This window comes from Streptomyces sp. NPDC003023 (assembly GCF_042888225.1).
GTDB lineage: Bacteria > Actinomycetota > Actinomycetes > Streptomycetales > Streptomycetaceae > Streptomyces.
Genome location: NZ_JBIAPL010000002.1, coordinates 336596 through 353030, shown reverse-complemented (window position 1 = coordinate 353030; position 16435 = coordinate 336596). Strand labels below are relative to the sequence as shown.

The 16435-nt window shown below is 71.5% G+C and carries 15 protein-coding genes; 10 read left to right on the top strand and 5 right to left on the bottom strand.

Annotated features, from left to right (window positions below; translation table 11 throughout):
• The first annotated feature begins 156 nt into the window (after positions 1 to 156).
• Positions 157 to 2826 carry a pyruvate dehydrogenase (acetyl-transferring), homodimeric type gene (gene aceE, locus ACFYV1_RS09860; protein ID WP_389394913.1) on the top strand — a complete coding sequence of 890 codons (2670 nt, stop codon included), beginning with the start codon at positions 157 to 159 and terminating at the stop codon, positions 2824 to 2826.
• 95 nt (positions 2827 to 2921) lie between these two features.
• Here the strand turns inward: aceE and ACFYV1_RS09855 are convergent, their stop codons facing one another.
• Together ACFYV1_RS09855 and ACFYV1_RS09850 are read right to left on the bottom strand one after the other, a co-directional pair.
• Complete coding sequence (locus ACFYV1_RS09855; protein WP_389394912.1) at positions 2922 to 3059, bottom strand: methionine/alanine import family NSS transporter small subunit; 138 nt, start codon at positions 3057 to 3059, stop codon at positions 2922 to 2924.
• Positions 3059 to 4603, bottom strand: coding sequence for a sodium-dependent transporter (locus ACFYV1_RS09850; RefSeq protein ID WP_389394911.1), 1545 nt, complete (start codon positions 4601 to 4603; stop codon positions 3059 to 3061). The genes ACFYV1_RS09855 and ACFYV1_RS09850 overlap by 1 nt, the downstream gene beginning before the upstream one ends.
• Before the next feature lie 152 nt (positions 4604 to 4755).
• Between ACFYV1_RS09850 and ACFYV1_RS09845 the strand changes: the two genes are divergently transcribed.
• Together ACFYV1_RS09845 and ACFYV1_RS09840 are read left to right on the top strand one after the other, a co-directional pair.
• Positions 4756 to 5586 carry a MerR family transcriptional regulator gene (locus ACFYV1_RS09845; protein ID WP_389394910.1) on the top strand — a complete coding sequence of 277 codons (831 nt, stop codon included), beginning with the start codon at positions 4756 to 4758 and terminating at the stop codon, positions 5584 to 5586.
• A 34-nt stretch (positions 5587 to 5620) separates the two neighbouring features.
• Complete coding sequence (locus ACFYV1_RS09840; RefSeq protein WP_389394909.1) at positions 5621 to 6667, top strand: helix-turn-helix transcriptional regulator; 1047 nt, start codon at positions 5621 to 5623, stop codon at positions 6665 to 6667.
• Here the strand turns inward: ACFYV1_RS09840 and ACFYV1_RS09835 are convergent.
• The gene (locus tag ACFYV1_RS09835; RefSeq protein ID WP_389394908.1) at positions 6658 to 7575 is read right to left on the bottom strand and encodes an SDR family oxidoreductase; all 918 of its coding nucleotides are present in this window, start codon (positions 7573 to 7575) and stop codon (positions 6658 to 6660) included. The two genes, ACFYV1_RS09840 and ACFYV1_RS09835, sit on opposite strands and share 10 nt — an antisense overlap.
• 132 nt (positions 7576 to 7707) lie before the next feature.
• Here ACFYV1_RS09835 and ACFYV1_RS09830 point away from each other — a divergent pair, with 132 nt between their 5' ends.
• Positions 7708 to 8229 (top strand): DUF4240 domain-containing protein, encoded by a 522-nt coding sequence (locus ACFYV1_RS09830; protein WP_389395275.1) that lies wholly within the window; start codon positions 7708 to 7710, stop codon positions 8227 to 8229.
• 87 nt (positions 8230 to 8316) lie between these two features.
• On the opposite strand, the gene ACFYV1_RS09825 is transcribed toward ACFYV1_RS09830, so the two are convergent.
• Positions 8317 to 8820, bottom strand: coding sequence for a GNAT family N-acetyltransferase (locus ACFYV1_RS09825; protein ID WP_389394907.1), 504 nt, complete (start codon positions 8818 to 8820; stop codon positions 8317 to 8319).
• A gap of 44 nt (positions 8821 to 8864) precedes the next feature.
• Here ACFYV1_RS09825 and ACFYV1_RS09820 point away from each other — a divergent pair, with 44 nt between their 5' ends.
• Positions 8865 to 9764 (top strand): TIGR01777 family oxidoreductase, encoded by a 900-nt coding sequence (locus ACFYV1_RS09820; protein ID WP_389394906.1) that lies wholly within the window; start codon positions 8865 to 8867, stop codon positions 9762 to 9764.
• 243 nt (positions 9765 to 10007) lie between these two features.
• Positions 10008 to 11375, top strand: a complete 1368-nt coding sequence (locus ACFYV1_RS09815; protein WP_389394905.1) for an NAD(P)/FAD-dependent oxidoreductase — start codon at positions 10008 to 10010, stop codon at positions 11373 to 11375.
• 121 nt (positions 11376 to 11496) lie between these two features.
• On the opposite strand, the gene ACFYV1_RS09810 is transcribed toward ACFYV1_RS09815, so the two are convergent.
• Entirely contained in the window at positions 11497 to 12939 is a 1443-nt protein-coding gene (locus tag ACFYV1_RS09810) for a regulator (protein WP_389394904.1), read from the bottom strand.
• A gap of 293 nt (positions 12940 to 13232) precedes the next feature.
• On the opposite strand from ACFYV1_RS09810, the gene lipB reads away from it, so the two are divergent.
• The 4 genes from lipB (at position 13233) to ACFYV1_RS09790 (ending at position 16374) form a co-directional block, all read left to right on the top strand.
• Positions 13233 to 14054, top strand: a complete 822-nt coding sequence (gene lipB, locus ACFYV1_RS09805; protein WP_389394903.1) for a lipoyl(octanoyl) transferase LipB — start codon at positions 13233 to 13235, stop codon at positions 14052 to 14054.
• Positions 14055 to 14174: 120 nt separating this feature from the next.
• Entirely contained in the window at positions 14175 to 15149 is a 975-nt protein-coding gene (gene lipA / locus ACFYV1_RS09800; RefSeq protein ID WP_389394902.1) for a lipoyl synthase, read from the top strand.
• 289 nt (positions 15150 to 15438) lie between these two features.
• On the top strand, positions 15439 to 15648 hold the full coding sequence (locus tag ACFYV1_RS09795) for a hypothetical protein (protein WP_389394901.1): 210 nt from the start codon (positions 15439 to 15441) through the stop codon (positions 15646 to 15648).
• Positions 15649 to 15666: 18 nt separating this feature from the next.
• Positions 15667 to 16374 (top strand): DUF4191 domain-containing protein, encoded by a 708-nt coding sequence (locus ACFYV1_RS09790; RefSeq protein WP_389394900.1) that lies wholly within the window; start codon positions 15667 to 15669, stop codon positions 16372 to 16374.
• Positions 16375 to 16435 lie beyond the last annotated feature (61 nt).

Sequence of the window (16435 nt, the reverse complement as noted above, 5' to 3'; positions counted from 1 at the left end):
CCACTTTTGCGGCACCGGATGCCAATTTCTCCCCAGACTTTGATCGATCATCGATCAGCGACATACAGTCCCAGGTGGGTTCACCCACCCGTCGCCCTGTCCTGCCAGACACGGCACCCCCATCTCCACCCCCCTCCTGTCCGGAAGGCGGCGATCATGACCGACCCCGTAGGCAAGCTTCCGAGCGAGCTCGACCAGCTCCCGGACCGTGACGCCGAGGAAACCGCCGAGTGGGCGGCGTCCCTCGACGCTGTCGCGGAGCACGCAGGCCCGCACCGCGCCGCGTATCTGATGCGCCGCACCCTCCAGCACGCCGAGAAGGCGGGCGTGGCCCTGCCCCGCCTGCTGGAGACGGACTACGTCAACACCATCCCGACCTCCGCCGAACCCGCCTTCGACGGCGACGAGGCGATGGAACAGCGCATCACGGCCTGGAACCGCTGGAACGCGGCCGCCATGGTCACCCGCGGCGCCCGCCACGGCGTCGGCGGCCACATCGCCACGTTCGCGTCGGCGGCCTGGCTGTACGAGACCGGCTTCAACCACTTCTTCCGCGGGAAGGAGGGCGACGGCTCCGGCGACCAGCTCTACATCCAGGGCCACGCCTCGCCGGGCATCTACGCCCGCGCCTTCCTCGACGGCCGCCTCTCCGAGGCGCACCTCGACAACTTCCGGCAGGAGGCGGGTGGCAACGGTCTGCCGTCGTACCCGCACCCGCGCCGGCTGCCCTGGCTCTGGGAGTTCCCGACCGTCTCCATGGGCCTCGGCCCGCTCTCCGCGATCTACCAGGCGCGTTTCAACCGCTACCTGCACAACCGCGGGATCAAGGACACGGCCAACTCCCACGTATGGGCGTTCCTCGGCGACGGCGAGATGGACGAGCCGGAGTCGACCGCCGCGCTCGCGCTCGCCTCCCGCGAGCGGCTCGACAACCTGACCTTCGTGATCAACTGCAATCTGCAGCGCCTCGACGGCCCGGTCCGCGCCAACTTCAAGATCGTGCAGGAGCTGGAGGCCCAGTTCCGCGGCGCCGGCTGGAACGTCGTCAAGTCTCTGTGGGGCTCCGCCTGGGACGAGCTGTTCCAGCTGGACACCACGGGCGCGCTGGTGCGCCGGCTGCGCGAGGTGCCGGACGCCCAGTTCCAGACGTACGCGACGCGCGACGTGGCGTACATCCGTGAGCACTTCTTCGGCGCGGAGCCCGCGCTCGTCGAGCTGGCCAAGCTGCTCTCCGACGCGAAGATCGGCGAGTGCTTCTACACCTCCCGCGGCGGCCACGAGGCCCGCAAGGTGTACGCGGCGTACCGCGCGGCACTCGCCCACAAGGGCGCGCCGACCGTGATCCTCGCGCAGACGGTGAAGGGCTACACCCTCGGCAAGGGCTTCGAGTCCAAGAACGCCAACCACCAGATGAAGAAACTGACGGTCGACGAGTTCAAGGGCATGCGTGACCTGCTCGGACTCCCGATCGCGGACAGCGCCTTCGCCGACGGCCTCGTGCCGTACGGCCACCCGGGCGCCGACTCCCCGGAGGTGCGCTACCTCCAGGAGCGCCGTGCCGCGCTCGGCGGGCCCGCCCCGGCCCGCCGGGTGCACCCGGTGGCGCCGCTGCCGCAGCCCGAGGAGCGCGCGTTCGCGGCTCTGAAGAAGGGCTCCGGCAAGCAGGAGATGGCCACGACCATGGCGTTCGTCCGCCTGGTCAAGGACCTGATGCGGGACAAGGAGACCGGCAGGCGCTGGGTCCCCATCGTCCCCGACGAGGCCCGCACCTTCGGTATGGAGTCGCTGTTCCCGTCGGCCGGCATCTACTCGCCGCTGGGCCAGACGTACGAGCCGGTCGACCGCGACCAGCTGATGTACTACAAGGAGGCCAAGGACGGCCAGATCCTCAACGAGGGGATCACCGAGGCCGGCGCCATGGCCGACTTCATCGCCGCCGCGACGTCGTACTCGACGCACGGCGAGACGATGATCCCGTTCTACATCTTCTACTCGATGTTCGGCTGGCAGCGCACCGGCGACCAGATGTGGCAGCTCGCCGACCAGCTCGGCAAGGGCTTCATCGTCGGCGCGACCGCGGGCCGTACGACGCTCACCGGTGAGGGCCTGCAGCACGCCGACGGCCACTCGCACCTGATCGCGGCCACGAACCCCGCGTCGCTGAACTACGACCCGGCGTTCGCCTACGAGATCGCGGTGATAGTCAAGGACGGTCTGCGCCGGATGTACGGCCCCGACGCCGAGGACGTCTTCTACTACCTCACGGTCTACAACGAGCCCAAGCCGCAGCCCGCGATGCCGGAAGGTGTCGAGGAAGGCATCGTCAAGGGCCTCTACCGCTTCAACGAGGGCTCGGCCGGCGCCGACGCGCCGCGGATGCAGCTCCTCGCCTCCGGCACGGCCATCCACTGGGCGCTCGAGGCCCAGCGGCTGCTGGCCACCGACTGGAACGTGGCCGCCGACGTGTGGTCCGCGACCTCGTGGGGCGAGCTGCGCCGCGACGCGCTGGAGGCCGACGAGGCCCTGCTGCGCGGCGAGGAGCGCACGCCGTACGTCACCCAGGCGCTGGACGGTGCGCCGGGCCCGGTGCTGGCCGTCTCCGACTGGATGCGCCAGGTGCCGGACCAGATCAGCCAGTGGGTCCAGCAGGACTGGTCCTCGCTCGGTACGGACGGCTTCGGCCTGTCCGACACCCGTGACGCGGCGCGCCGCCACTTCGGCGTCGACGCCCAGTCGATCACGGTCGCCGCGCTGGCCCAGCTGGCCCGCCGCGGCGAGGTCCCGGCCTCCGCTGTGAAGGAGGCGCGCGAGCGCTACGGCCTGTAAGGCCGGCACAGGGTGTGAGAAGGGCCGTCGGTCCGCTGCTCGATGGCAGCGGACCGACGGCCCTGCGTATCTGCCCCGGGGGCACGCGGGGACGGTCAATCGGCCGTGTGCGCTCCCGGGGACGACGGGTCCGTCTCGTGCGGATGCTTGCGCAGCCGGAGGATGGCGGCGAGCAGGCCGCCCCAGATGATGATCATGGCGATAGTCATCATGACGATGGCGCTGGCGGACATCAGTGATCCTTCCGTTCTGCCGACGGCTCCGTGTCGGGATCCGGGAGCTCACCGCCGGCCGGCCACGGCACGAAGGTGAGGATCACCCCGACGAGAAGCGCTCCGACGGCGACGCTCCAGCCCGCGGCGAGCAGGAATTCGGTGGAGTAGCCCTCGTAGTTCGCGTCGAACTCGGCCCGCAGGCTGTCGACCAGCATCCAGGCGAGCACGAGCGGTGTGATGATCCCGAGACAGATCCGCCACCACATGCCGAGCCGAACCGCCGAGGTCGCGTTCGCGTTCTGCTGCAGCGACGGGAGCCGCCGCAGCACCCAGACGATGACGACCAGCGCCACGAGCGCGGCCAGCACGATGCCGTACTGGTTGATGAAGTGGTCGGAGGCGTCGAGCAGGAAGATGCCGGACTCGGTCGGGAAGAGCAGGATCGAGACCAGCGCGATCAGTCCGCCGACACCGAGAACGGCCGGCATGCGACCCATTCCGGTGCGGTCCTGGATCGCGGAGACGACGACCTGCACGATGGAGATCAGCGAGGTGAGTCCCGCGATCACCAGCGAGCTGAAGAACAGCACCCCGAACAGGCCGCCGAGCGGCATCTCCGAGATCACGGCCGGGAAGGCGACGAACGCCAGCCCGATGCCCGCACTGGCGACCTCGTCGACCCCGACCCCGGCGGCGGTCGCAAGATAGCCGAGAGTGGCGAACACGCCGATACCGGCGAGGATCTCGAAGGAGCTGTTGGCGAAGCCCGCCACCATCGCGGACCCGGTCAGGTCGGACCGCCGGCCCAGGTACGACGCGTACGTGACCATGATGCCGAAGCCGATCGACAGCGAGAAGAAGATCTGTCCGTACGCGGCGACCCAGACACTGCCGTTGCCGAGCTCGGACCAGTTCGGCGAGAAGAGCGCGTCGAGCCCTGCGGCCGCGCCGTCCAGGGTGAGCGCCCGGATCACCAGCGCCGCGAACAGGACGCCGAGCAGCGGGATGAAGACCTTGTTGGCGCGTTCGATGCCGCGCCGGACGCCGAGCGCCAGGATGACCAGTACGACCACCCACACGATGACGAGCGGTACCAGGACACCGGACACGAAGCCGTCCAGGAAACCCGGCGTCTCGGGTGCTCGCAGGAAGTCCCCGAAGAGGAACGCCTCCGGGTCGTCACCCCACTGCTGTCCGAACGAGAAGCCCACGTACCGCACCGCCCAGGCGATGATGACGGCGTAATAGGTGGCGATCACGAACGAGATGGCCACCTGCCACCATCCGATGGCCTCCGCCGGCCGCGCCATCCGCCGAAGGGCGACCGGGGGCGACCTCCGGTACTTCCGCCCGATCGCGTACTCCATGATCAGCAGAGGGATGCCCGCGGTGAGCAGCGCGATGAGATACGGCAGCAGGAAGGCGCCGCCACCGTTCTCGTACGCGATGGCGGGGAACCGCCAGATGTTGCCGAGCCCGACGGCCGAGCCGATCGCGGCCAGCAGGAAGCCGGTACGACTCGACCATTGTTCACGTGGCGGTTCCGTCAGCTGGTGCGTCATCGTCCGTCCTCGGGTTCTCGCGGTTGTCCAGAACCGACCTGAGGCACGCTAACGCGAAGTGCGCGCCTCGGCGCGGCGGCGTTGTGCCGTATGAACCAACGGGTCGCCGGACTTGACCTTGACATCGTGTGAGGCCGTTCAGTGGAGGAATCATGTTCACCATCGGAGACTTCGCCAGGCATGGCCGTGTGTCCGCCCGGATGCTGCGTCACTACGACGCGATCGGGCTGCTGCGGCCGCAGCACGTCGACCCGTCCACCGGCTACCGCCACTACTCCGCCGCACAGCTCGCCACGCTCAACCGTGTCGTCGCCCTCAAGGACCTGGGGTTCACGCTCCAGCAGGTGCGCGAGATCCTCGAGGAACGGCTGGGGACCGACGAGCTGCGCGGGATGCTCGAACTGCGGCGGGCGGAGCTGGAGCAGGCGATGGCCGCGGCTGCCGCGAGGCTCGCGCATGTCGAGGCCAGGCTCCGGTCGATCGAGAGCGAGGGGCACATGCCCACCCAGGACGTCATGATCAAAAGCATCCCGGCGGTACGGGTCGCCGTGCTGTCCGCCGTCGCGGCCGGTTACGCCCCCGAGGACATCGGGCCGGTGATCAGCCCGCTGTACGACCAGCTGTTCACCCGGCTGAAGGCCGCCGGGGTCACCCCGGCGGGTCCCGGCATCGCCTGGTACGAGGACGCGCCGGAGGGCGGCGGCGCGGTCCTGGTGCACGCGGGGTGCACCGTCGCGGCCGACCGGCAGCCCGGCCGGGTCCCCGGCCCTGACTTCGAGATCGTCGAGCTGCCCGCGGTCGAGCGCGCGGCGACGATCGTGCACCGCGGGCCGATGGACACGGTCATGCCCACGGAGCAGGCCCTGGCCCGCTGGATCGACGCGGGCGGCCACCGCGCGGTCGGCTACGCCCGCGAGGTCGGCCTGGAGTGCCCGCCGGACCAGGACAAGTGGGTGACGGAGCTCCAGGTCCCGCTGGCCTGAGCAGTGCCGTGGCGGGCTGCGCCATGATGAGGACATGCGTGCTGCCCGGCTGATCAAGATGGTGCTCCTGCTGCAGGCCCGGCCCTCGATGACCGGGGCGGAGCTCGCTCAGGAGCTGGAGGTCTCCGAGCGCACGGTCACCCGGGACGCGCTCGCGCTGTCGGAGGCCGGGATCCCGGTCTACGCGGACCGGGGCAGGGCCGGCGGCTACCGGCTCGTGGGCGGCTACCGCACCCGGCTCACCGGACTGGCGCGCGACGAGGCGGCGGCCCTGTTCCTGTCCGGGCTGCCGGGCGCGCTGCGCGACATGGGCCTGGAGGACGCGGCGTCCGCGGCACGTCTGAAGGTGTCCGCGGCGCTGCTCCCCTCGCTGCGTGACGCGTCCGACTCGGCGGCGCAGAGGTTCCACCTGGACGCGCCCGGCTGGTACCAGGAGCCCAGGACGCCGGCCCTGCTGCCGGCGATCGCGGAGGCCGTGTGGGACGACCGCCGCGTACGGGCGACGTACATCCGCCGGGACACGGAGGTGGAACGGGAGCTGGAGCCGTACGGGCTCGTGCTCAAGGCGGGCGTCTGGTACCTGTGCGCGCGGTCGGAGGGGGACTTCCGGGTGTACCGGATCGACCGCTTCTCCTCCGTCACCCCGATGACCGAACTCTTCGAGCGGGCACCGGAGTTCGACCTGCCCGCGTTCTGGGAGGAGCGCGCGGCGCAGTTCGCGCGGTCCATCCTGCGCGGGCAGGTCGTGATCCGTGTGTCGGAGACCGGCGCGCGGCGGCTGCCGGGCGTCACCGACCGGGCGGCCGCCGAGGAGGCGCTCGCGGGGGCGGACGCGCCGGACGGCGCCGGGCGGGTCACCTGCACCCTGCCGGTGGAGTCACTGGAGGTGGCGTACAGCCAACTCCTGGTGCTGGGGCCCGAAGTGGAGGTGCTCGCTCCCGAGGAGCTGAGGCAGCGGTTCGCCGGGGCGGCGGCGCTGATGGGTGAGCTGTACGCCGGCTCCGGTCCGGGGCAGGACCCGGACCGGAGCGAGGTGCCGGACCGGTCACCGGGCCCGGACGTGGCCGCCTCTCAGCGGTAGTCCTCGGGCCGTGGTGTCCGGCCGGCCTTCTCCGCCAGCATGAACCCCCACACGTCCGGCCTGCTGCCGTCCGCGTCGGTGACGCCGTACTCCCTGGCCAGCCTGCCGCTGTCGAGCGAAAGACCGTTCCAGCGGGCCCGTTCCGGATCGGCCGCGAGGGCCGCGACGCCCCTGCCGATGTACGTCGGGGACTCCGAGAGGTCCCAGTGCTTCTGCTTCTCGATGCCGTCGCGCCAGGTCTCCTCCGTGAGCCCGAAGATGTCGAGCATCTCCTCGGAGCGGAGGAAACCGGGGGTGACCGCGACCGCGGTGCAGCCGACTGACTTCAGCTCCTCACCGAGGACGAACGCCATCCGGATGGGGCCGTTCTTGGCGAGGTCGTAGTAGAAGTTCTCGCGGTACTCCTTGTTCGTCTCCGCCGTTCCGTCGGTCACCTCGATCACCAGACCGCCGGGCTCGCGCACCAGCAGCGGCAGCGCGACGCTGCTGGTGATGATGTGGGTCCGCACGCCCAGATCGAGCATCCGCAGTCCGCGGTCCAGGTCGACGTCCCACATCCTGGTGTCGAAGTCGAGCAGGAAGTTCCCGCCCCAGACGTCGTTGACGAGGAAGTCCAGCCGGCCGTGGTCGCGGTCGATGCGTTCCACCAGCGCCCGTACCCGCTCGACGTCCAGATGGTCGGTGGGCACGGCGATGCCCTCACCGCCGGCCGCGGTGACCAGTTCGGCGGTCTCCTCGATGGTCTCCGTGGGGCGGCCGACCTCGCTGACATGTGCGCGGGTGGTCCGCCCGGTCACGTACACCGTCGCACCCGCGGTACCGAGTTGTACGGCGATGGCGCGTCCCGCGCCCCGGGTGGCACCGGCGACCAATGCGATTCTGCCGTCGAGCGGCTTGTTCGTCGTCATGGGCCGACCGTCGCACGTAAACCGGACATCTACTGTCCGGCTTGAGCGGGGCGGATCCCCCGATTGCGAAACAGCCGCTTTTCGGCGGCTCCGCGTGCGCGGGCGGGTGCCAGCCACGATGCTGGACCCGTGATGGACGAAACGGAGTTCTGGGAGATCATCGACAGCACTCGCGAGGCCGCGGAAGGCGACCCCGAGGACCATGCGGAGCTGCTCGTCGAGCGGCTGCTGCAGCTCGACCCCGACTCCGTGCTCGACTTCGCCCGGCACTTCGAGGCCCGGTACAACCGCGCGTACACCTGGGATCTGTGGGGGGCCGCCGCGATCCTGCTGGGCGGGGCGAGCGACGACGCGTTCGACTACTTCCGCTGCTGGCTGATCGGGCAGGGCCGGGAGATCTTCGAGGGCGGGGTGCACGAACCGGACACGCTGGCCGAACTGCTGGACGAGTTCGACGAGGACATCGACGGCGACGGCGAGGAGCTCGGGTACGCGGCGGACGAGGCGTACGAGCAGCTGACCGGCGCCGACGCCCCCGACCTCGGCATCCCCGTCCAGTCGGCCGAGCCGGCCGGTACGCCGTTCGACTTCGACGACGACATGGCGCCGGCGGCACGTTTCCCGAAGCTGTGGGAACGGTTCGGCGGTCTGTGACGGGGCGACGGTGCGCCCCGGGGCCGGCGGGTGGACCGGTGCGCCGGCCCGTTCCGCCGGCCGGGACACCGAACCCGGTGCGGGTGACTACTCGGCGTCCGTGAGGGACCGGCCCATCAGTACGTCGTCCACGTAACGCCCCTCGAGAAGGAACTCGCCGGGGAGCACCCCCTCCACGACGAAGCCCTCCGCCTCGTAGAGCGCTCGCGCCGGGGCGTTGTGGGCGAGCACCCGCAGGGTGATGCGCAGCGCGCCCTGACGCCGGGCCTGTGCGCACGCCGCCCGCAGCAGGGCCCGCCCCACACCGCGCCCGCGGGCCCGTTCGGCCACGGCGAGGCCCTGGACCTGGCGGACGTGCTCGTTGCAGGCCAGCGGGGTCGGTGGGGCCAGCCGGATGTAGCCGACGACCGAGCCGTCGGCGTCCTGGGCGACAAGGAACTGCTCCGGCCGGTGGTTGCGGTCGAAGAAGGGGTCGTACGGCGGCTGCGGCCGGGGCGTCACGGCGTGCAGCGGCGACCAGGCGGCGCGGTCGAGTTCGCCGAGCTGCGCCTCGTCGGCGCTCCGGGCAGGACGTATGTGCGACTCGGGCATGGGGTCACTGTGTCATGACGGGTGGCGGGGGCAGGATGGGGCGCATGCAGAGATCTCGAATCGCCGTGACCGGTGCCTCCGGACTCATCGGCAGGGCGCTGGTGCACTCGCTGCGCGCGGACGGGCACGAGGTGGTGCGCCTGGTCCGGCGGGCGGCGGGGGCCGGGGACGAGGTCCAGTGGGATCCCGTGCGTCAGCACGTCGACGTGGCCGGTCTGGTCGGCTGCGAGGCCGTCGTGCACCTGGCGGGGGCGGGGGTGGGCGACCACCGCTGGACAAACGCGTACCGCAAGGAGATCCGCGACAGCAGAGTCCTCGGGACGACCGCGATCGCCGAGGCGGTCGCCTCGCTCGACGTGCCGCCGCGGGTGCTGGTGAGCGGCAGCGCGGTCGGCTACTACGGCGACACCGGGGGCAGGGCCGTCGACGAGAGCGCGCCGCCCGGGGACGGGTTCCTCGCCGGGGTGTGCGTCGAGTGGGAGGAGGCAACGGCCCCGGCACGCGAGGCAGGGGTACGAACGGCCATGGCCCGGACAGGACTTGTGGTGGCGAGGCACGGGGGCGCGTGGGGGCGGATGTTCCCACTGTTCAGGGCGGGGCTCGGCGGCCGACTGGGCAGCGGCCGGCAGTACTGGAGCTTCATCGCGCTGCACGACACAGTGGCGGCGCTGCGGCACATCGTGGCCACCGAGTCCCTGTCGGGGCCGGTGAACCTGACCGCCCCGGAGCCGGTGACCAACCGGGAGGCGACGGCGGCGATGGGCCGGGTGCTGGGCCGCCCCACACCGTTCGCGGTGCCCGCGCCGGCGCTGCGGCTGGCGCTCGGCGGACTCGCGGAGGACGTGCTGAGCAGCGGACGGGTGCTGCCCGCGGCGCTGCTCGAGTCGGGTTTCCCGTTCGCTTTTCCGCGCGTCGACGACGCGATCCGGGCGGCACTGCGGTAACGGCGCGGGGCCGCGGAGGGACGTGCGCGCGGGCGTGCGCGTCGGACGGACGGAGGGCGTGCGCAGAGCGCGCACGGAGGGCGTGCGCAAAGAAGCTGTGCGCCCCCGCGCTCCGGTGCTCCGCGATGTGCGCTACCTCCGCCGCCCGTGAATCTCTTTAGTCTCGAACCGAACTCGGGTATTCCTCGAGCCTGTTGGGGGCATGAGCTCCCCACCGGCCGCGCCGACCTCGGGGAGGGGCACGTGCTCAGCAGCACCGCTCATGATGCGGATGTCGTCATCGTCGGGGCCGGGATCGCCGGGCTTTCGGCGGCACACCGGCTGACCAGTGCGGGAATCACGGTCTGCGTCGTGGAGGCCGCCCCCGTCGTGGGCGGCAGAACGGCGACCGATCAACTCGACGGCTTCCGGCTCGACCGGACGGGCCAGTTGCTCTGCAGTTCGTATCCGGAACTGCGCCGCACGGCGGTGCTCAGGGATGCCGACCTGCGGATGTTCTCGCCCGGTGTGCTGGTCCACAGCGGGGGCCGGCTGCAGCGGACCGGCGAGGTCTCGAGCCCCCGGTGGATCTCCTCGCACGCCCGCAGGGCAGGTGGACGGGCGGCTCCGCACACGCCGGCGGGAGCAGGGGTCGCCTTCACCGTCGCGCGCGCTCTCGCGAGCGCCCCTCGCCCCCGGCAACTCGACCAGGCACGGCTCGGGGCCTGTCTCGCCCGGCTCGCCGCCACCCCCGTGGACCGCCTCCTCGCCAGGCCGGAACGGTCCGCCGCGGAGGCGCTGTACGGGCGCGGCCTGCCCTCGCGCACGGTGCACGGCTTCCTGCGCCCGCTGCTGTCCGCGCTCCTGAGCGACCCGGACCTGACCGCCACCTCCAGCCGCTGCGCGGACCTGGCGCTGCGGGGCTACGCCCTCGGCCGTCTGTGCGTACCGGCGGGCGGCGCGGCGACGCTGCCCGAGCTCATGGCGGCCGGGCTGCCCGCCGGGACCGTACGGACCGGACTTCGGGTGACGGACATGTCGACGACCTCCGTGACCACGGAGGAAGTCGGCGAGATCCGCTGCCGCTCCGTACTGCTGGCCACGGGGGCGCGGGCCGCGGCCGTGCTTCTGCCGGGCCTGCGGGTGCCGTCGTTCCACCCGGTGACGGTGGTGCACCACACGGCGCCCGAACCGCCGCTCAGGGAACCGTCGTTGATCCTGGACGCCGAGCGGAGCGGACCGGTGTCGCACACCGCGGTGATGAGCGAGGTCGACCCGTCGCGGGCGTCGGACGGCCGTGTCCTGATCTCGTCGACGGTGCTCGGGCAGCCGCCGAAGGATCTGGACCGCCGTGTGCGCGGGCAACTGGCGGCGCTGTACGGGACGCGCACGGACCGCTGGGAACTGCTCGCCGTCCACCACGACCCGGAGGCCGTACCCGCGATGCCCGCGCCGCACGATCTGCGGCGGCCGGTGCGGGTCCTGTCCGGCCTGTACGTCTGCGGCGGCCACCGGGACACGGGGACGGTGCAGGGTGCGCTGTTCTCGGGCCGGAGGGCCGCGCTCGCGATCCTGAACGACCTCGGGGTCCGGCCGGATCGTGCGGCCGAGCCGCTGACCGCGGCGGCGTGAGCCCCGGCCGCGGGCGGGGCCGCCACCCCGCCCACCCCCTGCGCCCCTGCGGACGGGGCCGCGTCCGGCCCTGGCGGCCGCAAAGGCGCGGGGGGCTCGGGGACATCCCCCGGGCGCGAGGTCACCGCAACGCGGCCACCCGGTCGCGATAGGTGCGGACCGGGGGCGCGTCCCGGTACGGCTCCAGCCGGCGTTCGAACTCGCGCACGTACTCCGCCGCCCGCACCGACCGCATCTCCGATGCCTGGAGCGCCGCCTCCGCTCCCAGCGCGCACGCCTGGTCGAGCTCCCCCAGGCCCAGCCTCGCCGACGCCAGGACGACCCGGCAGAAGAGCCGGCTGCGGGCGAACGCGGGGGCACGCAGCTGGAGGGAGCGTTCCGCGTGCTGCACCGCGCTCCGGTACTGCCGCAGGTCCCGGTGGCAGTGGCCGAACTCGTCCGCGAGCTGGGCCTCGTCGAAGAAGCGTGCCCAGTGCGGCACGTCGTCCCCCGGCCGCGCCGCCTCCAGCGCGCGCTCCGCCCTCGACAGAGCGGCCGTGCAGGCCCGCGCCTCGCCGAGCACGCCGTGCCCGCGGGCCTCCGCGCAGTGCAGCAGCGCCTGCACGAGGGGCGGGGCGGACGAGCCCACGCCCTGCTGGGCCACCCGCGTCAGCTGCACGGCCTCGCGGCCGTGCCCGAGGTAGACGGCCTGGCGGCTCATGGTGACCAGCACGTAGGAGCCGTACGCCCGGTCCCCTGCCGCCTGGGAGAGGCGCAGGGCCTGGACGAAGTAGCGCTGGGCGAGGCCGTGGGCCGCGATGTCGTACGAGGTCCAGCCCGCCAGCCTGGTGAGGTCGGCGGCCGCGGCGAACAGCCGCCGCCCGGTCGTCTCGCCGTACGTGCCGCGCAGCATCGGCTCGGCCTCGTGCTCGAGGTAGCGCACGAGCGCCTGCCGGGCGTGTCCGCCGCCGTACGCGTTGTCGAGGGCACGGAACAGGTCGCCGACCGAGCGCAGCGCGGCGATGTCGCCGCCCGAGACCTTCTGGCCGGGCCCCCGGTCGGTGGCCGCGCGCTGCCGCGGGACGGCGGCTCTGGTGCCCTGCGGGGGGACCCGCGGCGCCGCGGCGTCGCCGCGGCCCACGCGCTCGTCGGCCCGGCCGATCAGCCAGTCGCGGCTGGGGACGACCAGTCCGGCCGGAGTGAAGGCGATCTTGCGGAGTTCGGCGTGGCTGCCGGAGTCCTTGCGCCACAGGCCGCTGACGATGTCGACGGCCTCCTCCGGGGTCGCGGCGAACTCGAGCCCCGCGTAGACGGGGGCGCATGCGTCGAGCCCCAGGTCCTGGGCGGAGAGGCGGCGGCCCAGTCTGCGGGTGAACACCTCGGCGATCAGCGCGGGGGTCGTGCCGCGAGGCTGCTGGCCGCGCAGCCAGCGGGTCACGGAGGTCTTGTCGTAGCGGAGGTCGAGGCCGTGTTCGAGGCCCAGCTGGTCCACCCGGCGGGCGAGACCGGCGTGGGAGAAGCCGGCCTCCGCGATGAGCGCGGCGAGCTGCCGGTTGGGGGTGCGCTGGGCGGTCCGTTCCGTCATCGGTTGTGGCGTCTCCTGCCTTCCGGGCCGGGAGCAGCCCATGGGGGTACCTCCTGGGGGTCCTTCAGGCGTAGCTCTGGGGGAGAAGCCCTGGGGGAGGAACGGCGCGAATTTAACTCCCTCCCTCGGCCATTCCGCCGCCTTCGCCCCACATTCATCCGATCGTGTGAGGATTGGCGGCAGCAGTGACCACGGGGCTGACGGGCACGACCTGCTCGGCAGCCCCTTTTCCACCCGCCGTACAGTGGCTGGGGCCCGGTTCACCTCCGGGCAGGTTCTAGGGAGGCACAGCCGTGAGTGAGCTGCGGTTCGTCCGACTGGGGTTCGGCGACGACGCCGTCGAGTACCAGGAGGCATGGCAGAAGCAGCGCGACGTCCACGCCGCCCGCTTCGCCGACGAGATCCCGGACACATGTCTGCTGCTGGAGCACCTGCCCGTCTACACGGCGGGGCGGCGCACCGAGGACAGTGAACGCCCCCTGGACGGGACACCCGTCGTCGACGTCGACCGCGGTGGCAAGATCACCTGGCACGGTCCCGGCCAGCTGGTGGGTTATCCGATCCTCAAGCTGCCGCGCCCCGTGGACGTCATCGCCCACGTACGCCGTCTCGAGGACGCGCTGATCCGCACCTGCGCCGAGTTCGGCGTGGAGACGAGCCGGCTCGAGGGGCGGAGTGGCGTGTGGGTGCTCGGCGACCCGGTGGACGAGCGTCCGTCGCTCGGCGGTCTCTCGCTGGACTTCGACCCGCGTCTGCACGACGACGAGTTCGACCCGCGGCTGAACGGTCCCGAGTACGCCCCGTCCAACGCCGGTCAGCGCCGCGAGGACCGCAAGCTCGCCGCGATCGGCATCCGCATCGCCAAGGGCGTCTCGATGCACGGCTTCGCACTGAACGTGAACCCGGACAACACCTGGTTCGACAGGATCGTGCCGTGCGGCATCCGGGACGCGGGCGTCGCCTCCCTCGCGAACGAGCTGGGCAGGGACATCACGATCGAGGAGGTGCTCCCGGTTCTGGAGAAGCATCTGCGCGACGTGCTGGAGAACGCCGAGCCACGGCCCCGGAAGATCGAGAGGACCGAGAAGGCAGCCACCGAGAAGGCGCCCGTCTGACACATGCCGGAGCCCCGGGGAATGCGTACCTCGGGCCACAGGTTGGCCGAACGTAAGGCCGCACTTTTAACGGGCGTACCCTGGTGTCCGCCGAAGAATCGAAGCTGTAGGGAGCCGGTCGTGTCCGCAGTCGCACCCGACGGACGCAAGATGCTGCGCCTGGAGGTCCGCAACAGCCAGACCCCCATCGAGCGCAAGCCCGAGTGGATCAAGACCCGGGCGAAGATGGGCCCCGAGTACAACCAGCTGCAGAAACTGGTCAAGAGCGAGGGTCTGCACACGGTCTGCCAGGAGGCGGGCTGTCCCAACATCTTCGAGTGCTGGGAGGACCGCGAGGCGACCTTCCTCATCGGTGGCGACCAGTGCACCCGGCGCTGCGACTTCTGCCAGATCGACACCGGCAAGCCGCAGGCCCTCGACCGTGACGAGCCGCGCCGCGTCGGCGAGTCGGTCGTCACGATGGACCTGAACTACGCCACGATCACCGGCGTCGCCCGCGACGACCTGGAGGACGGCGGCGCCTGGCTGTACGCGGAGACCGTGCGCCAGATCCACGCGCAGACGGCGGACCGTGAGGCCGGCCGCACCAAGGTCGAGCTGCTGATCCCCGACTTCAACGCGGTGCCGGAGCAGCTGGCCGAGGTCTTCTCCTCCCGCCCCGAGGTGCTCGCGCACAACGTCGAGACGGTGCCGCGGATCTTCAAGCGGATCCGCCCCGGCTTCCGTTACGAGCGGTCGCTCGAGGTCATCACACGGGCCCGCGAGGCCGGTCTGGTGACGAAGTCGAACCTGATCCTCGGCATGGGCGAGACCCGTGAGGAGGTCAGCGAGGCGCTTCGGCACCTGTACGACGCCGGCTGTGAGCTGATCACCATCACGCAGTACCTGCGTCCGTCCGTGCGCCACCACCCCGTGGAGCGCTGGGTGAAGCCACAGGAGTTCGTGGAACTGAAGGACGAGGCCGACGAGATCGGCTACTCCGGCGTGATGTCCGGCCCGCTGGTCCGTTCCTCGTACCGCGCCGGCCGGCTGTTCCAGCAGGCCATGGAGGCCCGCGGAGCCGCGGCCGACACCGCGGCCGCCCAGGCCGTGTGACCCCGGTCCGCCGGGCGAACGCCCGACCACCGGCCCGCCCCATGACTGTGTGAACTCGAGCACAAGCAACTACCGGGCAGTAACGGCCCATTGGACGCGGTCCGCACTCCCCCCGCAGGTCGGGGGCGTGGTGCGGGCCGCGTCCTCGTTCCTCGGGGTCCGCGACGCGCGAATCCGCCTTTCATCAGCGTTTGACCGGCCGGTCACGCCCTGGTAACACCAATCAGTGACGCTCGATTCACGCACAGCTCCCGCTCATCACCGCTCACCCCGAGGGGGAACCGCCACCATGCAGGCCGCGCCGGTACGCCGTGTAAGTGCCAACCCGATCCCGTCCGTCACCGGTGCCCTGCGCGCCGTGGAGTCCCTTCTGCTCGGCGGCGGCCAGCGCACCGCCCGCCGCAACGCGTGGACCGCGGTCCTCGAGGACCGCCGCCGCGCCAAGGACCGGGTCGAGGCTCAGCACGTGCTCGAGGCCGTGGCTACCCGAAGCTCGTAGGGCACGTAAACTTCCGGTATGGCGAGGAAGGCAAATTCAGACAGCGCTGACGCTGCTGCGAACCCGGGGCGACTGAAGCAGATCGCCCTGACGTACAAGATGACCCGGAAGGCAGACCCGAAGGTCGGTCTTGTCGTCGCGGGTGTGGGAATCGTCACCTTCGGTGTCTTCCTCGGGATCGGCTTCCTGATCGGTCACCCCATCTATCTGGGCATCCTCGGCTTCGTGCTGGCTTTCCTGGCGATGGCGATCATCTTCGGGCGACGCGCGGAGCGGGCCGCCTTCGGACAGATGGAAGGCCAGCCGGGCGCGGCCGCCGCGGTCCTGCAGAACGTGGGACGCGGCTGGACCACGACTCCGGCCGTGGCGATGAACCGCAACCAGGACGTCGTGCACCGGGCGGTCGGCAAGGCCGGCATCGTGCTCGTGGCCGAGGGCAACCCGAACCGGCTGAAGACCCTGATCGCGGCCGAGAAGAAGAAGATGAACCGCATCGTGGTGGACGTCCCCGTGCACGACATCATGGTCGGCAACGGCGAGGGCCAGGTGCCTCTGAAGAAGGTGCGCACCACGATGCTCAAGCTGCCCCGCGTGCTCAGCGGCCCGCAGGTCACGTCGGCCAACGACCGACTGCGTGCGATGGGCGACCTGATGAGCAACATGCCGCTGCCCAAGGGGCCGATGCCCAAGGGCATGCGGATGCCGCGCGGCGGCAAGATGCGCTGACGCACGCACAGCGGTAATGGGGCGGGGGCCCGGCCGTGTGCCGGCCCCCCCCCCATAACCC